The 16971-nt window shown below is 59.4% G+C and carries 14 protein-coding genes; 3 read left to right on the top strand and 11 right to left on the bottom strand.

The window, feature by feature from the left end; genetic code table 11:
* Positions 1-65 precede the first annotated feature (65 nt).
* From fabF to lpxD, 3 genes are all read left to right on the top strand, one after another.
* Entirely contained in the window at positions 66-1322 is a 1257-nt protein-coding gene (gene fabF / locus KJA79_RS15655; RefSeq protein WP_213043002.1) for a beta-ketoacyl-ACP synthase II, read from the top strand.
* Between the two features lie 65 nt (positions 1323-1387).
* Positions 1388-1747 (top strand): acyl carrier protein, encoded by a 360-nt coding sequence (locus KJA79_RS15650; protein ID WP_213043001.1) that lies wholly within the window; start codon positions 1388-1390, stop codon positions 1745-1747.
* A 4-nt stretch (positions 1748-1751) separates the two neighbouring features.
* Positions 1752-2834, top strand: coding sequence for a UDP-3-O-(3-hydroxymyristoyl)glucosamine N-acyltransferase (lpxD, locus tag KJA79_RS15645; RefSeq protein ID WP_213043000.1), 1083 nt, complete (start codon positions 1752-1754; stop codon positions 2832-2834).
* A 10-nt stretch (positions 2835-2844) separates the two neighbouring features.
* Here lpxD and KJA79_RS15640 read toward each other — a convergent pair whose 3' ends face one another.
* The 11 genes from KJA79_RS15640 to KJA79_RS15590 form a co-directional block, all read right to left on the bottom strand.
* Positions 2845-3369 carry a hypothetical protein gene (locus KJA79_RS15640; protein WP_213042999.1) on the bottom strand — a complete coding sequence of 175 codons (525 nt, stop codon included), beginning with the start codon at positions 3367-3369 and terminating at the stop codon, positions 2845-2847.
* A 299-nt stretch (positions 3370-3668) separates the two neighbouring features.
* Positions 3669-5744 carry an HD domain-containing phosphohydrolase gene (locus KJA79_RS15635; RefSeq protein WP_213042998.1) on the bottom strand — a complete coding sequence of 692 codons (2076 nt, stop codon included), beginning with the start codon at positions 5742-5744 and terminating at the stop codon, positions 3669-3671.
* Positions 5745-5938: 194 nt separating this feature from the next.
* Positions 5939-6880 (bottom strand): hypothetical protein, encoded by a 942-nt coding sequence (locus KJA79_RS15630; RefSeq protein WP_213042997.1) that lies wholly within the window; start codon positions 6878-6880, stop codon positions 5939-5941.
* Between the two features lie 64 nt (positions 6881-6944).
* The gene (locus KJA79_RS15625) at positions 6945-8420 is read right to left on the bottom strand and encodes a response regulator (RefSeq protein WP_213042996.1); all 1476 of its coding nucleotides are present in this window, start codon (positions 8418-8420) and stop codon (positions 6945-6947) included.
* A gap of 25 nt (positions 8421-8445) precedes the next feature.
* Positions 8446-8892 carry a chemotaxis protein CheW gene (locus KJA79_RS15620; RefSeq protein ID WP_213042995.1) on the bottom strand — a complete coding sequence of 149 codons (447 nt, stop codon included), beginning with the start codon at positions 8890-8892 and terminating at the stop codon, positions 8446-8448.
* 55 nt (positions 8893-8947) lie between these two features.
* Complete coding sequence (locus KJA79_RS15615; RefSeq protein ID WP_213042994.1) at positions 8948-9511, bottom strand: chemotaxis protein CheW; 564 nt, start codon at positions 9509-9511, stop codon at positions 8948-8950.
* 47 nt (positions 9512-9558) lie between these two features.
* Complete coding sequence (locus tag KJA79_RS15610) at positions 9559-12939, bottom strand: hybrid sensor histidine kinase/response regulator (protein WP_213042993.1); 3381 nt, start codon at positions 12937-12939, stop codon at positions 9559-9561.
* A gap of 47 nt (positions 12940-12986) precedes the next feature.
* Positions 12987-14861, bottom strand: coding sequence for a methyl-accepting chemotaxis protein (locus tag KJA79_RS15605; RefSeq protein ID WP_213042992.1), 1875 nt, complete (start codon positions 14859-14861; stop codon positions 12987-12989).
* A gap of 96 nt (positions 14862-14957) precedes the next feature.
* Positions 14958-15503: a chemotaxis protein CheW gene (locus KJA79_RS15600; protein WP_213042991.1), complete on the bottom strand. Its 546-nt coding sequence runs from the start codon at positions 15501-15503 to the stop codon at positions 14958-14960.
* Between the two features lie 3 nt (positions 15504-15506).
* Positions 15507-15869, bottom strand: a complete 363-nt coding sequence (locus tag KJA79_RS15595) for a response regulator transcription factor (RefSeq protein WP_213042990.1) — start codon at positions 15867-15869, stop codon at positions 15507-15509.
* Between the two features lie 64 nt (positions 15870-15933).
* Positions 15934-16668, bottom strand: a complete 735-nt coding sequence (locus KJA79_RS15590; RefSeq protein WP_213042989.1) for a Tll0287-like domain-containing protein — start codon at positions 16666-16668, stop codon at positions 15934-15936.
* Positions 16669-16971: the final 303 nt, after the last annotated feature.

Genomic DNA, 16971 nt, shown 5'->3' with positions numbered 1-16971 from the left:
GGCGCCCCCGTGCGGTAAGTAGACAGGCCGCACACCTCATCATCACGCGTCAGCGAAAGGGTTGTATGTCGACGAGGGTCGTGATCACAGGGCTGGGAGTCGTCTCCCCCATCGGCATTGGGGTGCCGCAGTTCTGGAAAGCGGCGCTGGAAGGCCGATCCGGAATTTCCGCCATTCCCTCCTTCGATCCGTTTCCGCTGGAAGGCTATCGGTCGCGCATTGCGGGGCGCATCGTCGACTTCTCGCCAGACCAGCATCTCCCCGCCGGCCAGGGCGATCGTGTGGATCGTTATGCCCAGTTCGCACTCGTGGCCGCCAAGGAAGCGCTCGCCGATGCCGACTTCAAGATGAACCGCGAAGACCCGCACCGGGTGGGCGTGATCGTCGGCGCCGGTATGGGCGGAATGGTGATGGGCGAACGCGAGATCACCCAACTCTATGAACAGAAACGTCCCCACCGGGTGCATCCGAATTTTATCCCGGTCATCACGCTGAACTCCGCCTCCGGGATCGTGGCCGTGGCCTATGGGGCGAAAGGTCCGAACCTTACGATTTCCACCGCCTGCTCCTCGAGTGCCCATGCCTTGGGACAGGCCATGCATGCCATTCGCGCCGGCACGGCCGATGCCGTGATCGTGGTCGGCGCAGACGCCAGCATTACCCCTCTGGTGTTCGCCGGATTTTGCTCGCTTCGGGCCCTCTCCACGAAGTATAACGATGCCCCGGAGAAAGCCTCGCGTCCCTTCGACCGTGGACGAGACGGGTTCGTCATGGGTGAAGGCGCCGGAGCCTTGATCCTCGAATCGTTGCCCCACGCCAAGAAACGCAAGGCCAGGATATATGCCGAAGTGGCCGGGTATGCCGCGACGAGCGAGGCCCATCACATGGTCATTCCCCGGGAGGATGGTGAGGAAGTCGCCACGACCATGCGGCTGGCACTGAAGGATGCGGGCGTGACGCCGGCGCACGTCGATTACATCAACGCCCACGCGACGTCGACCACGGTCGGCGATGCGGTGGAAGTCAAGGCTATCCGCCTGGTCTTTAAATCACGCGCGGACAAACTCGCCGTGAACGCCACCAAGTCGCTGGTGGGCCATACCCTCGGCGCGGCCGGCTCACTCGCCGGAGTGGTCTCCGCCCTCACGCTCACGAGCGGACAGGTGCATCCCACGCTCAACCTGGACGATCCTGACCCGGCTTGCGCCCTAGCGGGCCTGTCGAAGAACCCACAGACGCGCAAGGCGAAGGTGGCCCTGATCAATGCATTTGGATTCGGCAGCAACAACGCGGCGGTCGTTTTGAAAGCTGTCTCCTCCTGACCCCTGTCCGGTACTGACAGCGATCGACGGGCGACTCACCGGGCAAGGAACGAAGGAACTTGGGCATGGCCAACACAACAGACGTTTCCGGCAAGATCATTCAGGCGCTGGCGGATTATCTCAAGCGGGATGCGGCCTCGATCAAGCCGGCGCATCACCTGCGAGAGGATCTTGGATTAGATTCGATGGCAGTCATCGAAATGTTGTATCGAATCGAAGAAGCGTTCAACCTGCAGATTCCCGACCAGGATCTGGTCGGCCTGACCACCGTTGGTCATGTCATCGACTACGTGCAAGGGCGGGTTGCACCCACCCCGGCCAAATCCGCAGCCAAGGGCACTACAAAGACTCCGGCCAAGACCACAGCGAAGGCCGTAGCCAAGAAGCCGACCGCAAAACGCTCGACCAAGAGCAAGAAAGCCTAAGAAGATGAGCACGGCACGTAGGCGCACCCCGCTGACAGTCCGGGAATTGCACGAGTATGTCGGAGGTGAGCTGCTCGGTTCGCCGGATGCGACCGTCACCGGCGTCGCCAGCTTCGAGCAGGCGGGACCGGACGATCTGGCGTTCCTCACCTCCGAGCGCCATCTGAAATCTCCGCAGACGGTTACCATCGGCGCATTACTGGTCGGACGTCGCCTCGTGGACTGTCCCTGCCCGCAAATCGTGGTGGATAACCCCGCCTATGCCTTCGCACGAGCCGCCCAGCAGTTTTTTGCACGACCGACGCGCGTGCGCGGGATTGCGGAAGGCGTCACGCGCGGGGATGGCGTCACCATCGGAGCCGATGTCTCGATTTGGCCCGGCGTGACCTTGGGAGACCGGGTGTCCATCGGCGCCCGAGTGACACTCTATCCCGGGGTGTTCATTGGAGACGACAGCGTCATCGGAGACGACAGCCTCCTTTATCCCAATGTGGTCATCCGCGAAGGATGCCGGCTCGGCGCGCGTGTCATCGTCCACAGTGGATCGGTGATCGGCAGTGACGGCTTTGGGTATGTGCAATACCAGGGCCGTCACCAGAAAATTCCTCAGCTGGGCGGTGTCGTCATCGAAGACGACGTGGAATTGGGCGCCAACGTTGCCGTCGATCGCGCAACGTTCGGCGATACCGTGATCAAGCGCGGAAGCAAGATCGACAACCTCGTGCAAATCGCCCACAACGTGGTCGTCGGCGAACACAATATTCTGGTTGCGCAGGTCGGCATCGCGGGAAGCACGACCCTGGGACGCTACGTGATGGTGGGAGGCCAGGCTGGTTTAGCTGACCATCTGCAGATCGGCGATCAGGTCATGATCGCGGCAAAATCCGGCGTCACGCGAAGCTTGGAACCGAATCAAATCGTCTCCGGCGCGCCGGTGATGCCGCACACCACATTTTTGAAAGCGCAGGCAGTGATTCCTCAGCTACCCGAGCTCCGCCAAAGGGTCCGCGAACTCGAAGAACGACTGGCGGCCCTCGAGCAGGCGACGAAACCTGCCACGAAGCCCCGCAAGTCCCGCCGTAAGTAACGCCGGATCATCAGACCTTCATCAGCGACTTCCAAAAGAACAGTTTAGCCCAGAAAAAACCGGCCCAGGGCAGGAAATAGGACGCCAGCGGATGGACCGCGCCATAGACCACAGCGACGGTTGAGCCGAACAGCAACAAGGCCAGGCCGGCCATGTAGGCAACAGGAGCCCAGGGAGATCCGCTCGGAGAATCCTGGATTTTTCCGCTCTCCCGCTTCGGTTTCCCGCTCTTGGTCAGTGTGGGCTGCCGCATGCGCGCGGCAAAGACTTCAGGCCGATGAGCCAGGATCCACTGGTGGTACGTCGTCTGGAGCCACCCCAACACCCCGCCCAGCAGCAGCAATCCTGAGCTTTCCAGAAAGGTCACCCAGCTGTAGGTGTCGGTGGCAATGAGTTGATAACCTAAGCCACCGACTCCGCCGAGCATGGAAATCAGGCCGAGAATACCGGCCGGAAACAACATGTAGGCTTTGATATAGGCCGTCGCGCGGGCGTCGTGCCCTTCCTGCTGCTTCACTGAGACAAGTTTCGGCATGGCCGTGATGGTCGTACAATCCGATCCCGAACCGCAAGAGAAAAGGTATCGATCGAGGACAAATTCTCCGGTTCGGAGGAAGGGTAGCGCCTGAATGCTGTCATCACCTATTGATTCTGTGAGCCGCGACCGCCTGCGGCTGTCCACAATAACTGTGGAGGGGCTGTGCGCAACCATGTGGATAGGCCATTTGCCGCACGGCCTGCGTATGCGGATCACACACTGCTCAAGGATTGGGCGGCGACTGGTGAAGGTCGAGGCAAAGAGAAACACCACGAACGAGAAGGGATCGCGATCGCTTAGTCCATCGGAAGGATGTCGAAAATGGCCGCTCGCTCCACCCGTCCGACATCTACCCATTGCTGAGCGAGGGGAACCAGCGTGGCCAGTCGTTCTTCCACGGCTGCCAAGCGTTCACGGATCGCAGCCGGCTTGTGTTGTGCAGTCACACGCAGAAAGGTTCGCAGCCCCTGCAGGAAGAGGTGGATATTCTCCGCCGAGACCTGTTCTGCCGCACCGGACAGCATATCAATCTCGTCAAAAATCGGCTCCAACGCCTGCGGTGGCAAGCGGCGTTCCTCGCTGGCACGCGCGATACGACGGAGCGTTTCGATCACCATTGGTACTCGGACCTGCATGTGCGCGAGAAACCGCTCGTCCAACTTGTCTAACTCATCCAGCATCCGGCCGATGGCCCGCGCATCCACCGTCTTTGCTCCACCGGCGATCTCTCCCTCTGCTCGATAAATCACCGCCGCCAGCACATCCCGTACCGGTTCTCGCGAGCGGCCACGAGCCAGATGCAATTGTCGCAACGCATCCAGAATGGGCAACGCTGCAGTTCGCTGAGGCGCCGGAGGTGCTGTCTGAATCGGTTCGCTCGGGGCTTCCACCATCAAGGGCGGAGTCTGCCTCTGCCCCTCTTCACTTCCTGACCCTTGTTCGCCCGTATCGGCAAGTGGTTGGACCTTCTCCGAGATCGGCTCCAGTTCATGCACTGTCTTGCTGATCTCCAACAACCCTTCTCGTAGAGCGGCAACATGATGGGCTGCCACGGCCCGCTCATGTTTGGCCGCCGCCTGCAGGAGCGGGAGCAGCCTGGTCGCCATCTCTTCCACGCCGGTCAAGCCGACGGTCGCGGCGGAACGCGCCAGATTGCCGACACTTTGCCAGAGAATCGTCGACACCTGCGCACGACGCGCCTGTTCACTCGTGGTATCCAGTCGTTCCAACGCCGTCTGAATTTGATTGAGCCACTCCCTGGCTTCCAACACAAACAGACCGAGAATCTCCCTTCGGACCGGAATCGTGGCATCCATTGTCGCTGCGCCTGACGAAGCCCGTGGTGCGGCCTGTCGAGTCGCAGGTTGATCCACAGCAGCCTGTATGACACCTGCAATGGCATCAAGGCTTTCCAGCAAGGCGGCGAATTGGTCTGACGCATTGGTCGGCCCGGCAGGCGCTGTCGTGGCGGACGGCACAGATTCGAATGTGACGCGCTCCAGGGCCGGCGGCTCTACGGTTTCAACCACCGACACATGGGGGTGCAGACTCAAATCAATGAGGCGCGGCGGTTCGGAGCTCGAAGTGTTCTCTGAGACCATCACACGTACCACCGGGCGCGAAGGGTAGCAGGCGGTAATACGCACCACCACCCCTTCCTCCCCGCTGCTGAGCCGCACCCTGGTGCCGAGCGGATAGACCGACAACTGTTCGACCAAGGCTTTCATGATTTCCCTGGGAAAGGCGGTGCGTTCCGTCGTGAGCAACTCACGCACGGCCTCGTGCGGCAGCAGGCGCCGACGATACGGACGCGGGCTGACCAATGCATCAAAGATATCCACCAGGCCGATAATTTGAGCTAATTCGTTGATCTCTCGTCCCTTCAAGCGGCGGGGATACCCCTGCCCCTTCCCTCGCTCATGGGCCTGCAACACGACTTCGGCCAACCACGCATAGTCCACACCGAGCCGTTCAATGACGTCATGTCCCATGCGGGGATGCTGCTCGACGAGGCCCCGCTCCTCGGCCGTCAACCGCCCTGTTTTGGTAAGTACCTGCTGAGGAACGGCAAAAATTCCGATGTCGTGTACCAGGCCGGCCAACGCCAGTCGTTGCAGCTCGGCACCATAATACCCAAGACCGGTGCCGACTTTTGTGGCCAAGATGCTGACGTTGATGAGATTGGTGATCAGCGGAGGGCCGGGCGGGCTGGACAATGCCTCAACAACTAATTGGTCACTTGTGTGAAGTGCATCAATGATGGCGGAAGCCAGTTGAGTGAGCTCGGAGAGGTCGACGTCTTCATGCTGTTGGACAGCGGCGGCGACCTTGGCAAGCGCTGCCTCTGCTTGCCGGTAGTGATGCTGTTCCATAGCCTTCGCCCCTCAACCGAATGTACGTGTCCGTAGGGCCATACTTTTCTACTGCTTCGGCACCTACCGCTAAGTCCTGATCATGATCAACGGGCTGGACAGGCATTCGGCTGGACATCGAACTCCCTCACGATGTCGAGATCCCTGCTCCCTGTGGAATCGAGATCCTTCTGCCTGAAACGTGCTGAATTAGCTCACGCGGCCGGAACGAGTCGGCGTATCACTTCCAACTCTGTCTGTCCCGTCGCAATCCACTCTTTAACCATGCACGCCATAGCAAGAATACGTCCTTCCACTGATTGCAGGCGATGCTCCCCCACGGGAATCCGACGCTGGACGAGCAGAGAGAGAAAATTATGAAGGCCGGTGAGAAACGTGACGAGTATCGTCGCGTTCGTCTGTTTCGCCACGCTCTGAAGATGCTCGATTCTTTCTAGTGAAGATCCAAGGAGCTGTTCTGGTTCAGCGACGCCCGCGCCCTCAAGTCGCAGCCGACTCACATGCCTGGCAATGTTAGGCAACTCCTGCATGAGCGAATCCAGACAGTGTGCGTCCGTTCCATGAAGTTCATGGAGGATCTGCTGAAACGTCGTGGCCTCAATGAGCGCTCCCCCCTGACGTGCCTCATGCTCAAACCGCTGGAGCACCAGAGGAATGAGACTGCGGGATACGCTTGCGGTTGCGGGCTGCTGATCCTGCAAGGCACGCAGCGCATTCAAGAGGGTGAGGAAATCGATGGAGGGTTCTTGTACCGGCGAGGCTTCTGCAGGTGGCTCAATCTCGAGCGTGATTCCCGTAGCACCTTTGACGCAAGCCACCACGAGCCAAAACTGCTCACGGACCGTGACGAAATCCTGTTGGGTAACCGTCGTACGATCTTTGATCGTTTCAATAAAGGGAAGGAGTGCGAAGGTGGCCCGTTCTACCTCGGGAAGATTGATCGTGGCGGCCGAACCGCCCAAACTTGTGATGCCTCGCACGATCGCATCGACCAATTGCGCGTGTCGCTCGAAATCGGGCTGGCCCTCGAGTTCGGTCAGTGCTGAATGGATCTGCACGAGCCACTCCTGCGCTTCCTGCCCAAATAATTCGATCAGTTCTTTCTGAAAATCGTCTTGGGTTTGTTCTGAGTCCATAGACACCGCAGTATCCTAACTTCAACTCATTCACTGGCCGTTGCATAAGGCCAGCGACGGTCTTCTACCGCTTGCCGGCACCGAGCTGAGAGGCGAGACCGGCGATTTCGCCCAACTTCCTCGCGAGGTCTTCGAATCGACGAGTCGATTGATCGGCCAGCTGCTCCGCCTCTGCCGTGCGTTGCACCAGCTGCTGCGACCGCTCCTGTTCGCCAGCCAACGCCTGTTCCAATTCCTGAACGCGCGCGGCTCCTTCTTCCAGCTGTTTGACTTGCGCCAGCAGGATGGCACCTGATTCACGTTCCGCCGACAACGCCCCTTCCAATTCCAGTACTTGCGCACGCGCCTTTTCCCCGGCTTCTTCCAGGATGGGTACCATGGCGGCCACGTTCTCCAATTGCGCGCGCGCGCCCCGATGCGCCTCGCACTCCTCGCGCTCCGCCGAGAGCGTCCGCTCCAACTCGCGCACACGATCTTCCACGTGTTCCAGGCTCGTAATCTGTTGGACCAATTGGTTTGCGGCCTCCCGCTCCGCCTCGAGGTGCGCCTCTAACTCTGCGATCCTCGCCGCATGATGCGTCGCATCGGATACTTGTTGTGACAAGTGCTCCACACGGTGCCGCTCCTCGGCCAGTGCAGACTCCAATTCTCCGACTCGATGGGCTTGCCTCGACATGTCTTCCAGTTGTTGAGTCAAGGTGGCCTGCTGCGCACGTTCATCCGCCAGGCGCTGCTCTAACACTTGCACGCGCAAGGTCATGGCCTCACCCTGTTCCCGTTGCTCGTGTAATGCTTGCTGAATCTGGCGCATTTGCTCAAGATTCGCCTGGCGTTCCGCCACGAGCTGTCCTTCGAGTTCGGCAATTCTGGCATCACGCTGAGCCAACAGCGCATGATACCGTTCATCGGCCTGAGTGGATACGACGGGTTCAGCACTCTGATGGATGGGGGTTTCGTCAACAGACAGGTGATGGCTCAAGGGCAACACCACCGGCTCCGGCACATTCATTGTGACGAACTCAGATGACTGGTGTTCTTCCGCACGATCCTGAAGAATTGGGACAGTTTCTTGCTGGACGGAAAGAACCTGCGCCGCTGTCACCGGTTCACTGGCCGGCGGCTCCAGGATGACGTCCAGCTGAGGGGCCTCGGACAGCGGGACAGGTTTGTGCGGCCGCTTGGTCAGCAAATCCAGCACGCGATCCTTCAACGAGGAGCCCTGGAACGGTTTCTTCAACACCCCATCAGCCTTGCAGGTTTCTGCTTGTCGTGACACCTCGTCGTTCACGATTCCGCTGATCAGCAGAACCGGCAAATCCGCCAGATTCGCCTGCCCGCGGATGTAGGCACATACTTCATATCCGCTTTTGTCGGGCATGATCACGTCGGAGACAATCAAGTCCGGACGGTCTTTCGCCAGCAGCGCGAGTGCTTCGGACCCGTTTGCCGCCAGAGTGACTCCCATTCCGGCCTCAGTCAAAAGGCGTTCGGCTACCTTACGAACCGCGATGCTGTCGTCGGCGATCAAGATCTTTGGCATGTCACTCCTCTATGCAATGTCAGGCTCATCCAGCATGACGGCTCGATGAAACCCCAAGGGTTGCCAGGTTGATGATAGGAAGCTGTTCGCCGCCGACGACACACAATCCTGCACAGTCTGGATCGTCGACGATTTGGTGTTGCATGGACGAGCGCGGCACCATCTGCAGCGATGGCACTTCGGCATCGATGCAAATGGCCAGCGGGCCGTCCACATGTTTCACGACCAAACACAAGAACTCGCCTTCTCGCATCGTTCGTTCGAACTTCGCCGCCAGGTCAAACACGGGCAGACACCCCTTCTCCTGCCTGACCAGCGAGGTGACGAATGGTGTCTCACTCGGGACCTCAATTGCGCCGGGCCAGGGCATGACTCCAGCGATCTCTTCAGTCCTCGCGGCCAGACGTTTCCCAGCTACTGAAAACACGACCATATGCTGAGGACGCCCCTCTCCCGTCGCTCGTGTCGTCACCTCTCCCTGTCTGCGGAGCTGACCGCGTAGCATCCTCGATCCTCGACTGCGACGTTTACCCGACTTGACCGATCGACACCGCATCAAGCATAGCCACCGGTAACTGGAGGCGGACATCCGTCTCCTCTGGCCGGTGTTCTGACAGCCGCAACGCAAACACATCAAGTGCCTGTTTCCGATTCGGGAGATCGAGCACCCAGAATGGGTTGGCAATCAGGGCGACAGAGTCATGATTGGCAAAGAATCCCAGCAATCGATCCCGCTCTGCACCGCGAAAATGCGCCGGTAACGGATGGATCAGGCTTCGTTCCACATCAACTAATCCCCACACCTTGTCTACGGCGAAGGATCTGCCCTGGCGATCGTGCCCATACAAAACCACCCTCGTCTCCGCGCTCCGACCGTGAGACGCCAGCTTCAAGCGTCCAGCAAGATCACTGTGCTCATAGGACACATTGGCCCAGGTCACCAGCCCATCCCGTCCTACAGCCGTCGGCATCACGATGCCCCGGACCCACTGCGCAGGGAGCGCGATGGAAGAACGCCCGATCAGCGTCACCAGAAATCTGACCGCCTCACCGCTTATCAAGGTGACTGCCTGACTTCGCCTGAGCCCCATCTGCGACCTTCATTCTGCCAGCAACGGCATGAATCACCAAAACGTTCCTATTTTTCGACCCCGGCTTCACGCCCCGCCCACTTGCGAACTTCTTGAATTAAGGCCCGCTCTTCGACCGGTTTGGCAATATAGCCGGACGCACCGACACTAACGGCCATCTGGCGATGTTTTTCTCCTGCGCGGGTGGTCATGACCAAAATCGGCGTGCTGTGGGTCTGAGGCCTTGCGCGAAGAGCCTGAATTACTTCATAGCCATTCAGTTTCGGCATTTCGAGATCGGTAATGATCAGTTGATACGCCTGCACCATGGCTTTGCGGCAGCCCTCTTCGCCGTCGGTTGCCGTGTCCACCCTGTACCCGGCAGACTCCAGCATTCGACCGACAAACTTTCTGATGCTGAGCGAGTCGTCGATCAACAGGAGCGGCAATTGAGTTGCGGTGGGCTGTGCGGAATCGGGCGTAGACGGTGGCTCCGCATTGCCCGCCAGGCCCAAGGCGTGGGTGTGTGACAACGGGTCATGATACTCGCGCGTCGTCAGACGGCTGACGTCCAACACCAGAATCACCCGGCCTTCCGGGTCAATCGTGGCACCGCCAAACACCGATCGCTCATACGGTTTCAGTCCGCCCAGAGATTTAATGACGATTTCCTGTCGCCCCAGCAGCTCGTCCACCGCGCACCCGAGCACCCCGGTTGAGGTACGCACGACGACCACAGGCGACACTCCATGAATGGTGCCTGCCTCACGGCGGATGAGACTTGCCAGCGGATAGATCTCAATCGCTTCGTCACCGATCTGCAGAACGGAGCGATCCCCCATCTGCTGCACCATCGACGAGGCAGACATCGTGACTTCTCTCACGCTCGGAAGTGGAATCGCGTATCGCTCACCGCCGACCCGCACCAGCAGCGCCGTGGCGATCAACAAGGTGAGCGGCAGATGCATCGTAAATTTCGTGCCCTGCCCGTACACCGACTCCACTTCGATGTGGCCGTTCATTGTCTCGATAACGCGCTTCACCACATCCATACCGACGCCGCGTCCCGCCTGCCCGCCGACGGCATCAGCGGTGGAGAAACCCGGCAAGAAGATGAATTTGATCACTTCGCTCTCGGGAAGTGTCTCGGCGACGTCCTGCCTCACCAACCCCAATTTCACCGCTTTCGCTCGGATCTTGGCGAGGTCGAGTCCGACCCCATCGTCCTCAACTTCAATCAGCACCGAGTTGCCTCGATGGGCGGCGTGAAGATATATCGTGCCTGCGGAGGGTTTCCCCTGCGCAACACGGACGGTCGCCGGTTCGATACCGTGATACACCGCATTTCGCACCAGATGAACCAACGGATCGACCAACCGCTCCACGACACCGGTATCGATTTCGGTATGTTCACCGGAGGTCACTAAATTGACCTCCTTCCCCGTGGCTCTGGCCATTTCCCGAGCAGCACGACGAAACCGGGTAAAGGGTGTCCCGATCGGCACCATACGCGCGCGGGCGATTTCATCTCGCATGCTCAGGGTCAGTTGCTGTAAGGACCCCATGTCGTCTTGCGCGCGGTGGATCGATCCGGAAAGCTGTGCCATGGATTCGGAGATATCGGCGGTCACTTCGCTGATTCGGCGTGCGAGAATATTGAAGTCGTCGTACCGATCAAACTCCAGGCTGCCGAAATCGCTGATGCCCGACACCTCAGGAGGCATTGCCCCCTCGGCAGGCGCCGGAGACGGCTGGAATGAAAAGGTATGTTTATCCTCAAAGGTGCGCACCGCATCGGTCAAACGGTTCTTGTTGGCCAAGACTTGCATGGCCAATTGATTCAACGTCCGTAGACGTTGTTCGAGACGGCCTCGATCGATGACCAATTCGCCGACCAGATTCAACAGACGTTCCAGGCGATCGCGACTGACTCGGATCACCTCTCGCTCTTCTCCCGGTTTTCCTTCCCCTGATGTGACCGATTCCGCGCCGTCGTGTTCAGAAGCCTCAGCCTGAGACATCGCCTCGGCAACTCTCTGCGAAGATTCCGGCACAGAATCCATCATTGGGGAGGCCCCGCCCAAGCTCGTCAGTTCCAGTAACGACGCTGCGAACCGCTGTCTGGTTCGACTCAGGACGGACGGATCACGACGCATGAGGCTTCGGATCACATCGATCGCACGCAGTAACACATCCGTATGGCCGGGACGAAACTCTAGACGCCCCTCACGAACCGCACCCATGAAATCTTCGATGTGATGAGTCAGGTCTCCGATCGAGTGAAAACCGACGGTATAGGCGGATCCCTTCAACGTGTGAGCCGTGCGAAATAACTGATGGATCGTGTCTGGGTTGGCCGCATCCTTGTCCACTCGCAACAGATCGGTCTCAAGACTGTCCAGATACTCCTGAGCTTCCGGAGCGAAGTACGAAATGACCTCCGCATCGAGCGACGGCACCAAGTAGGCCTCGGAAAGTTCTTCTTCGTGATTCGCCGCCGCAGATTGGACAGGCAATGGTGATTCAGCTGCTGGTGTCGGCGCCACCGGCGAAGAGAGCTGATCCTGCGACTCTCCGGCTTTTTCGTGACCGCTGGACTGGCCCTGACCATGCTGCAAGTCTCGCAGCATGGTCAGGATACAGGGGACGTCCTGTCGTAACTTCGGCAACTGCTTCGGGTCTCTCGCCATCAATGCCCGCATGACGTCCACGGCATGCCGAATCGTTGCAATCCAATGCGGCGCCATACCGGCGTTTCCTTCACGGACCGCGGTCATACAGGTTTCGAGAGGATAGGCCACATCCCCCACCACTTGACATCCGACCGTATAGGCAGATCCCTTGAGCGTGTGTGCGACTCGGTACAACTGATGGATCGTATCGACATCCGCCAGGTCTTGCTCCAACCGCCGGAGCAGCGTCTGAATGGTGTTGAGATAATCTTCCGCTTCGGGAGAGAAGTAGGACAAGACTTCGTCATCGATGACCGGGATAAGATAGTCGTCGGAGGGCCCAGCCACGGCTTGGACCGAATCTGCTGCGGCCTCCACTGCCGCCATAGGCAGCAGCTCGGCACAGCGACGGACAAATCCCTCGACCACGGAATCGTCTTCCCCTCCTCCACGCCCGATGTGTGCGACTTGCGTCCTGAAGGAGTCGACGATCTCACGCATCACCTGCAGGGCCAGGGGCCATGTGTCGGGAGCAATCTCCCCGACTCGCTCCAGAGTCTCCTCCAGCAAGGCGCCCAGTCGACCGAGGCCTGGAAACCCGTACAGCAGCGCTGCCCCCTTCAATTTATGTCCGACCGTGTGCAAATTCGCGACGTCGGCAGGGGCAGGAACCGCCTTCCCCTCTGGGTGCAAGGCCTTCCAGAACTGCGCCATATCGTCACCGGCTTCAGCGACGAAGATGTCCAACAGCTGGTCGCGATCAAAGTCAGCGCTCATCGCGTCACTTCACATCCGAGCGGCAACACCGCTCTTCTAGAATGTTCCTACACCAGCTTGAACTGGGCGACCGACGAGTTGAGACCTTCGGCCAGTTTAGCCATGTCTTCAATGGTCAACCGGGTCGAGTCCGTCTGCTTCTGGGTCGCCACGGCCCCGCCGGTAAACTCCTTAATCGCTCGACCGACTTTTTCCGTCGAGGCCGTTTGGTCGGATGCCGCACCGGCGATGGTTTGTGCCAATTCGGATGAGCGTTTCGCGATGTCGGAAATTTCTGCGAACACGTCACCGGTTCGAAGAGCGGAGGCCGATCCGGCTTCCACCGCTTGAGTTTCGTGCTCCATCGCCACCACCGCGTCCTGCGTTTCGCTCTGAATGACTTTCACCAGGTCGGCGATTTCGCGGGTGGCTTGAGTGGAACTTTCCGCCAATTTCCGGACTTGGTCCGCCACGACGGCGAACCGTGCACCGGCCTCACCTGCGCCCGCCGCCTCGATGGCGGCATTGAGCGCGAGGAGGTTGGTTTGATTGGCGATGTCTCGAATCGTCGACACGATCTGCGAAATTTCGAGTGACCGGTCACCGAGACCTTTCACCTGCTTCGACATGCGTTGCACCGCGGAGCGGATACTCTGCATGTCGCGCACCGTTTCCTGCACCGCGACGTTTCCGCGCTCGGTCGCAGACAACACCTGCTTCGCGGACTCGGATGATGCACCGGCCGTGGTGGCAACCTGGCGCATACCAGCGGCCAACTGTTCGACCGCGCCCAAGGTTCGTACCGACTCCTCCGCCTGGGCCCTGGCCGTGCCGGACATCTGTCCGGCTGAATCCCGCAAGGTTCCAGCCGACTTGTTCACCCGATCCGCCGCTTCCCGCACCTGTTTCAACAACTGTCCGAACCGAGCAATCATCAAGTTGAACCCGTCGGCCAGGTTTCCGAACATATCGGCCGTCACCTCGCCTCGCTTGGTCAGGTCTCCTTTACCGACCTCGGACACGAGCACAAGAAATTGCATCAGGCGCTTCTGCATGAGGTCGCGTTCTTCTTCTGTCGACACCAGCGCGGTAATACGGTCGAGCATCGAGTTAAAGGCAATGGCCATTTGCCCCAACTCATCGTGAGACTCAATCTTCGCGCGTGCCTGCAGGTTTCCGCCGGCGGCCTGGGTCGCCACGTTGGCGATGTGCGTGATGTTACGAGACAAGAACGTCGCCAGGAGGTATCCGACGAATAACCCGAGTGCCACCGCCACCACACCACCGACCACGAGAATAAACGTACCGTTGGTCGCAAGCGTCTGCGCATCTTCGTTGAGGTCTTTGGCAATCGCCTCAATGGTCGTCACCTGCTCATTGTGGCGCCTCACGACGTTTTCGAACGACGGGGTCAGGTTGACCGTCAGTGCCAGGACGCCGAGCGCGCGCATTTGCTCGGCTTGGGAGGCGGAGAGGGTGTTGCGATCGAAACTGTCGGCCATCGCGCTCAACGCGCCGTCGGCATCCTGAAAGTATTTTTTCAACGCCGGCTCGAACAGAGTCAGGTCCGCCTGTTCATCCCGCCCCGTCCGAGACACCCGCAGGTTGGTGCCCTTGTAATGGTTGACCGCCTTCTCAATCTCCGCCTTCAACGCGGGGAGTTTCGCCGCGTCTTGGGCAAAGTCTGCCTGTTTTGTCGCCGCGGCCACGTCCAGCAGGATTTGATGATGTTTGGTCAGCGCGGTTCCCATCTGCGCGAAATCGGCCAACGGCACCGTGTAGTCCGCATACACCGTTTGGGAGTGCGTGCTGAGCTGGCGCAGAGTGAACACACCGACACTGGCCATGATCATGATGATGAGACTGACCAGACCGAAGCCGAGAAACAGCTTCGACCGTGTCTTCATGTCCTGAAATCGATTCGTGATGCCTTGGCCGATCATCGTGCGCTCCTCCTTGTTACTGCTGTTCCAGCGATTCGCCGGCCGGTCGGTCTGCTGCCTGCTCGCGCGGCCGTCGAACCTGTATGGCGTAGTCGGTTACATCACCGGGAATGCCGCACTGCCTCCGTCCACCTGCGCAAAGACCTGTGGGACTTCCAACACTCCCCCGAGCCGCTGATCCACGCGAAGCACCGCCGACACACAGGGGCGCGCCCCGGCAGGCCCGGCCTGCATGGCGGGCAGCAGTTGCTCACGCGTGACCGTGTGAATTTCCGGAACGTGGTCGACGAGCACGCCGACTTGCCTCGGGCCGTAACGGACCACAACCGCGAATGGGAGCAACGATTGTCCGGCCGAGAGGCCAAGGCTTCCCCGCAAATCCACCAGAGTGATGACGGTTCCCCGCAGGTTGGTCACACCCGTGAGATAACTCGGCATGCTCGGCACGGCGGTGACGGACTCCACCTCGAACACTTCACTGACATGGCGAAGATCGATCGCGAACAGTTCGCCGCCGAGCGTCAACAGGCACATCCGCAGCGGACCGTCGGTCGACGCGCCGGAGGATCTTGATGCACCGGGGGTTCCGGGAGCCTGGGGTAACGCGACAGGTTGAGATGGAATGGTGGGAACGTCGCTCATGAGTTAATTCAATGCCCGTTTCACTGCGGCGACCAGGTCCTCGGCCTTGAACGGTTTCACCACGTAGCCGTTTGCGCCCTGCTGTTGTCCCCAAAACTTATCGCTCTCCTGCCCCTTCGATGTACAAAGTACGATCGGAATGCCCTTGAAGCGGTCGTCGCCCTTCAGGTCACGGCAGGCTTGAAATCCGTTGCGTCCCGGCATGACCACGTCCAACACAATCAGGTCCGGCTTATCCAATGCCAACTTGTCTTCCAATTTGTCCGCGTTGGGATAGGAGACCACCGTATGGTTGGCGGATTTGAGATACCCTTCGATCAACTGCAACTCGGCGTACGAATCATCCACGACGACGATCTTACTCATGCGTGCCCCCCTCCAAACCGGCTAAATGTGTGCGACGATCACTGACCCGACACAGCGCCTGGGTCTATTTCATCGGAATGACAATGCTGATGGCGCCGGCGAGATCCCCTTCATGCCATCCCTCTTTCTTGGCGCCGGTCACATCACGGTCACCCTTTGGATTGCCGTGACAGCTGAGGCATGTGGTCGCGGCATATTCCGGATCCATCATGCGCAGCACCGGCCGACCGTCGAGCATCGTGGTCCTGCTGTACGGCTGCCCCTTGGGATGGCGCGTGTCGGCAAAGAGTCTCAACACTTCGGCTTCAAAGTCATCGGGGCGATTTCCGGGATAACGATAGTCCGTGCTGGTCAATTTCACCCGAATCCCGGTCTTCCGGAAGAACCGCTCCCCGGATTTCCTAGCGAAAACAGCGGGGATCATGCCCTTAAATCCGACGCCCTGCTTGTTGATCACGGGCTGCGCCTCATCGATCACTTCTTTTTCTGATTCCACCATGGCTAAGAACAACGGCCCTTGCGGCACCGTCGCAGGGCGGCTCAAATCGATCTTGGTCGCCTTACGAAAGCGTTCGATCACCTGGTTGGCGACGAAGTCGCCGGTGAATCCCTTCTCGCCTTTGCTGGAGTCGTTGATAATCGCTTGATTTTCGGAGAGGACGCCGCGTCCGACTTGCACCAGTTTGATGAGCAGTTCAGCCGTTTCCACTTCGGTATTGGCCGATGCGGGCACGGCCGTCCCGATACTTGTCGCCGTCAGTACCGCCACCAGGATTCTGCTGATGCAATGGTTCGCCATGGCCCCTCCTTCTCTCTGCCTCCCGGTCACCCGGAACAGGCCATCTCCTAAGTCCGCTGATCTATTGTCAAAGATAGCGCAAATCTATCGATTGACAATTTTCCGGACACGGGGAGCCCGCGCCGGCCCCCTGTGACCCCGGCCAGACCTGTGCACAATTGGTGCCAGTCAAAACACATACGTAGGGCAAAGGAAGCAGGTAGAGGCCCATGCATGAAGTCAGCGATTTTGCGGATGATTCAGTGTGGAGGGCGAACGAGACCCCATACGGTCCACGCAACGAATCCACATCTGCCGCTGTTC

Source organism: Nitrospira defluvii, from assembly GCF_905220995.1.
Classification (GTDB): Bacteria; Nitrospirota; Nitrospiria; order Nitrospirales; family Nitrospiraceae; genus Nitrospira_A; species Nitrospira_A defluvii_C.
The sequence above is the reverse complement of the archived record's forward strand: the minus strand, read 5'-3'. Positions and strand labels throughout refer to the sequence as shown.

What these genes read in the sequence shown, in the direction of transcription:
- fabF (WP_213043002.1), top strand. Translation starts at nt 66, where the DNA reads ATGTCGACGAGGGTCGTGATCACAGGGCTGGGAGTCGTCTCCCCCATC.
- KJA79_RS15650 (WP_213043001.1), top strand. Translation starts at nt 1,388, where the DNA reads ATGGCCAACACAACAGACGTTTCCGGCAAGATCATTCAGGCGCTGGCG.
- lpxD (WP_213043000.1), top strand. Translation starts at nt 1,752, where the DNA reads ATGAGCACGGCACGTAGGCGCACCCCGCTGACAGTCCGGGAATTGCAC.
- KJA79_RS15640 (WP_213042999.1), bottom strand. Translation starts at nt 3,369, where the DNA reads ATGCCGAAACTTGTCTCAGTGAAGCAGCAGGAAGGGCACGACGCCCGC.
- KJA79_RS15635 (WP_213042998.1), bottom strand. Translation starts at nt 5,744, where the DNA reads ATGGAACAGCATCACTACCGGCAAGCAGAGGCAGCGCTTGCCAAGGTC.
- KJA79_RS15630 (WP_213042997.1), bottom strand. Translation starts at nt 6,880, where the DNA reads ATGGACTCAGAACAAACCCAAGACGATTTTCAGAAAGAACTGATCGAA.
- KJA79_RS15625 (WP_213042996.1), bottom strand. Translation starts at nt 8,420, where the DNA reads ATGCCAAAGATCTTGATCGCCGACGACAGCATCGCGGTTCGTAAGGTA.
- KJA79_RS15615 (WP_213042994.1), bottom strand. Translation starts at nt 9,511, where the DNA reads ATGGGGCTCAGGCGAAGTCAGGCAGTCACCTTGATAAGCGGTGAGGCG.
- KJA79_RS15610 (WP_213042993.1), bottom strand. Translation starts at nt 12,939, where the DNA reads ATGAGCGCTGACTTTGATCGCGACCAGCTGTTGGACATCTTCGTCGCT.
- KJA79_RS15605 (WP_213042992.1), bottom strand. Translation starts at nt 14,861, where the DNA reads ATGATCGGCCAAGGCATCACGAATCGATTTCAGGACATGAAGACACGG.
- KJA79_RS15600 (WP_213042991.1), bottom strand. Translation starts at nt 15,503, where the DNA reads ATGAGCGACGTTCCCACCATTCCATCTCAACCTGTCGCGTTACCCCAG.
- KJA79_RS15595 (WP_213042990.1), bottom strand. Translation starts at nt 15,869, where the DNA reads ATGAGTAAGATCGTCGTCGTGGATGATTCGTACGCCGAGTTGCAGTTG.
- KJA79_RS15590 (WP_213042989.1), bottom strand. Translation starts at nt 16,668, where the DNA reads ATGGCGAACCATTGCATCAGCAGAATCCTGGTGGCGGTACTGACGGCG.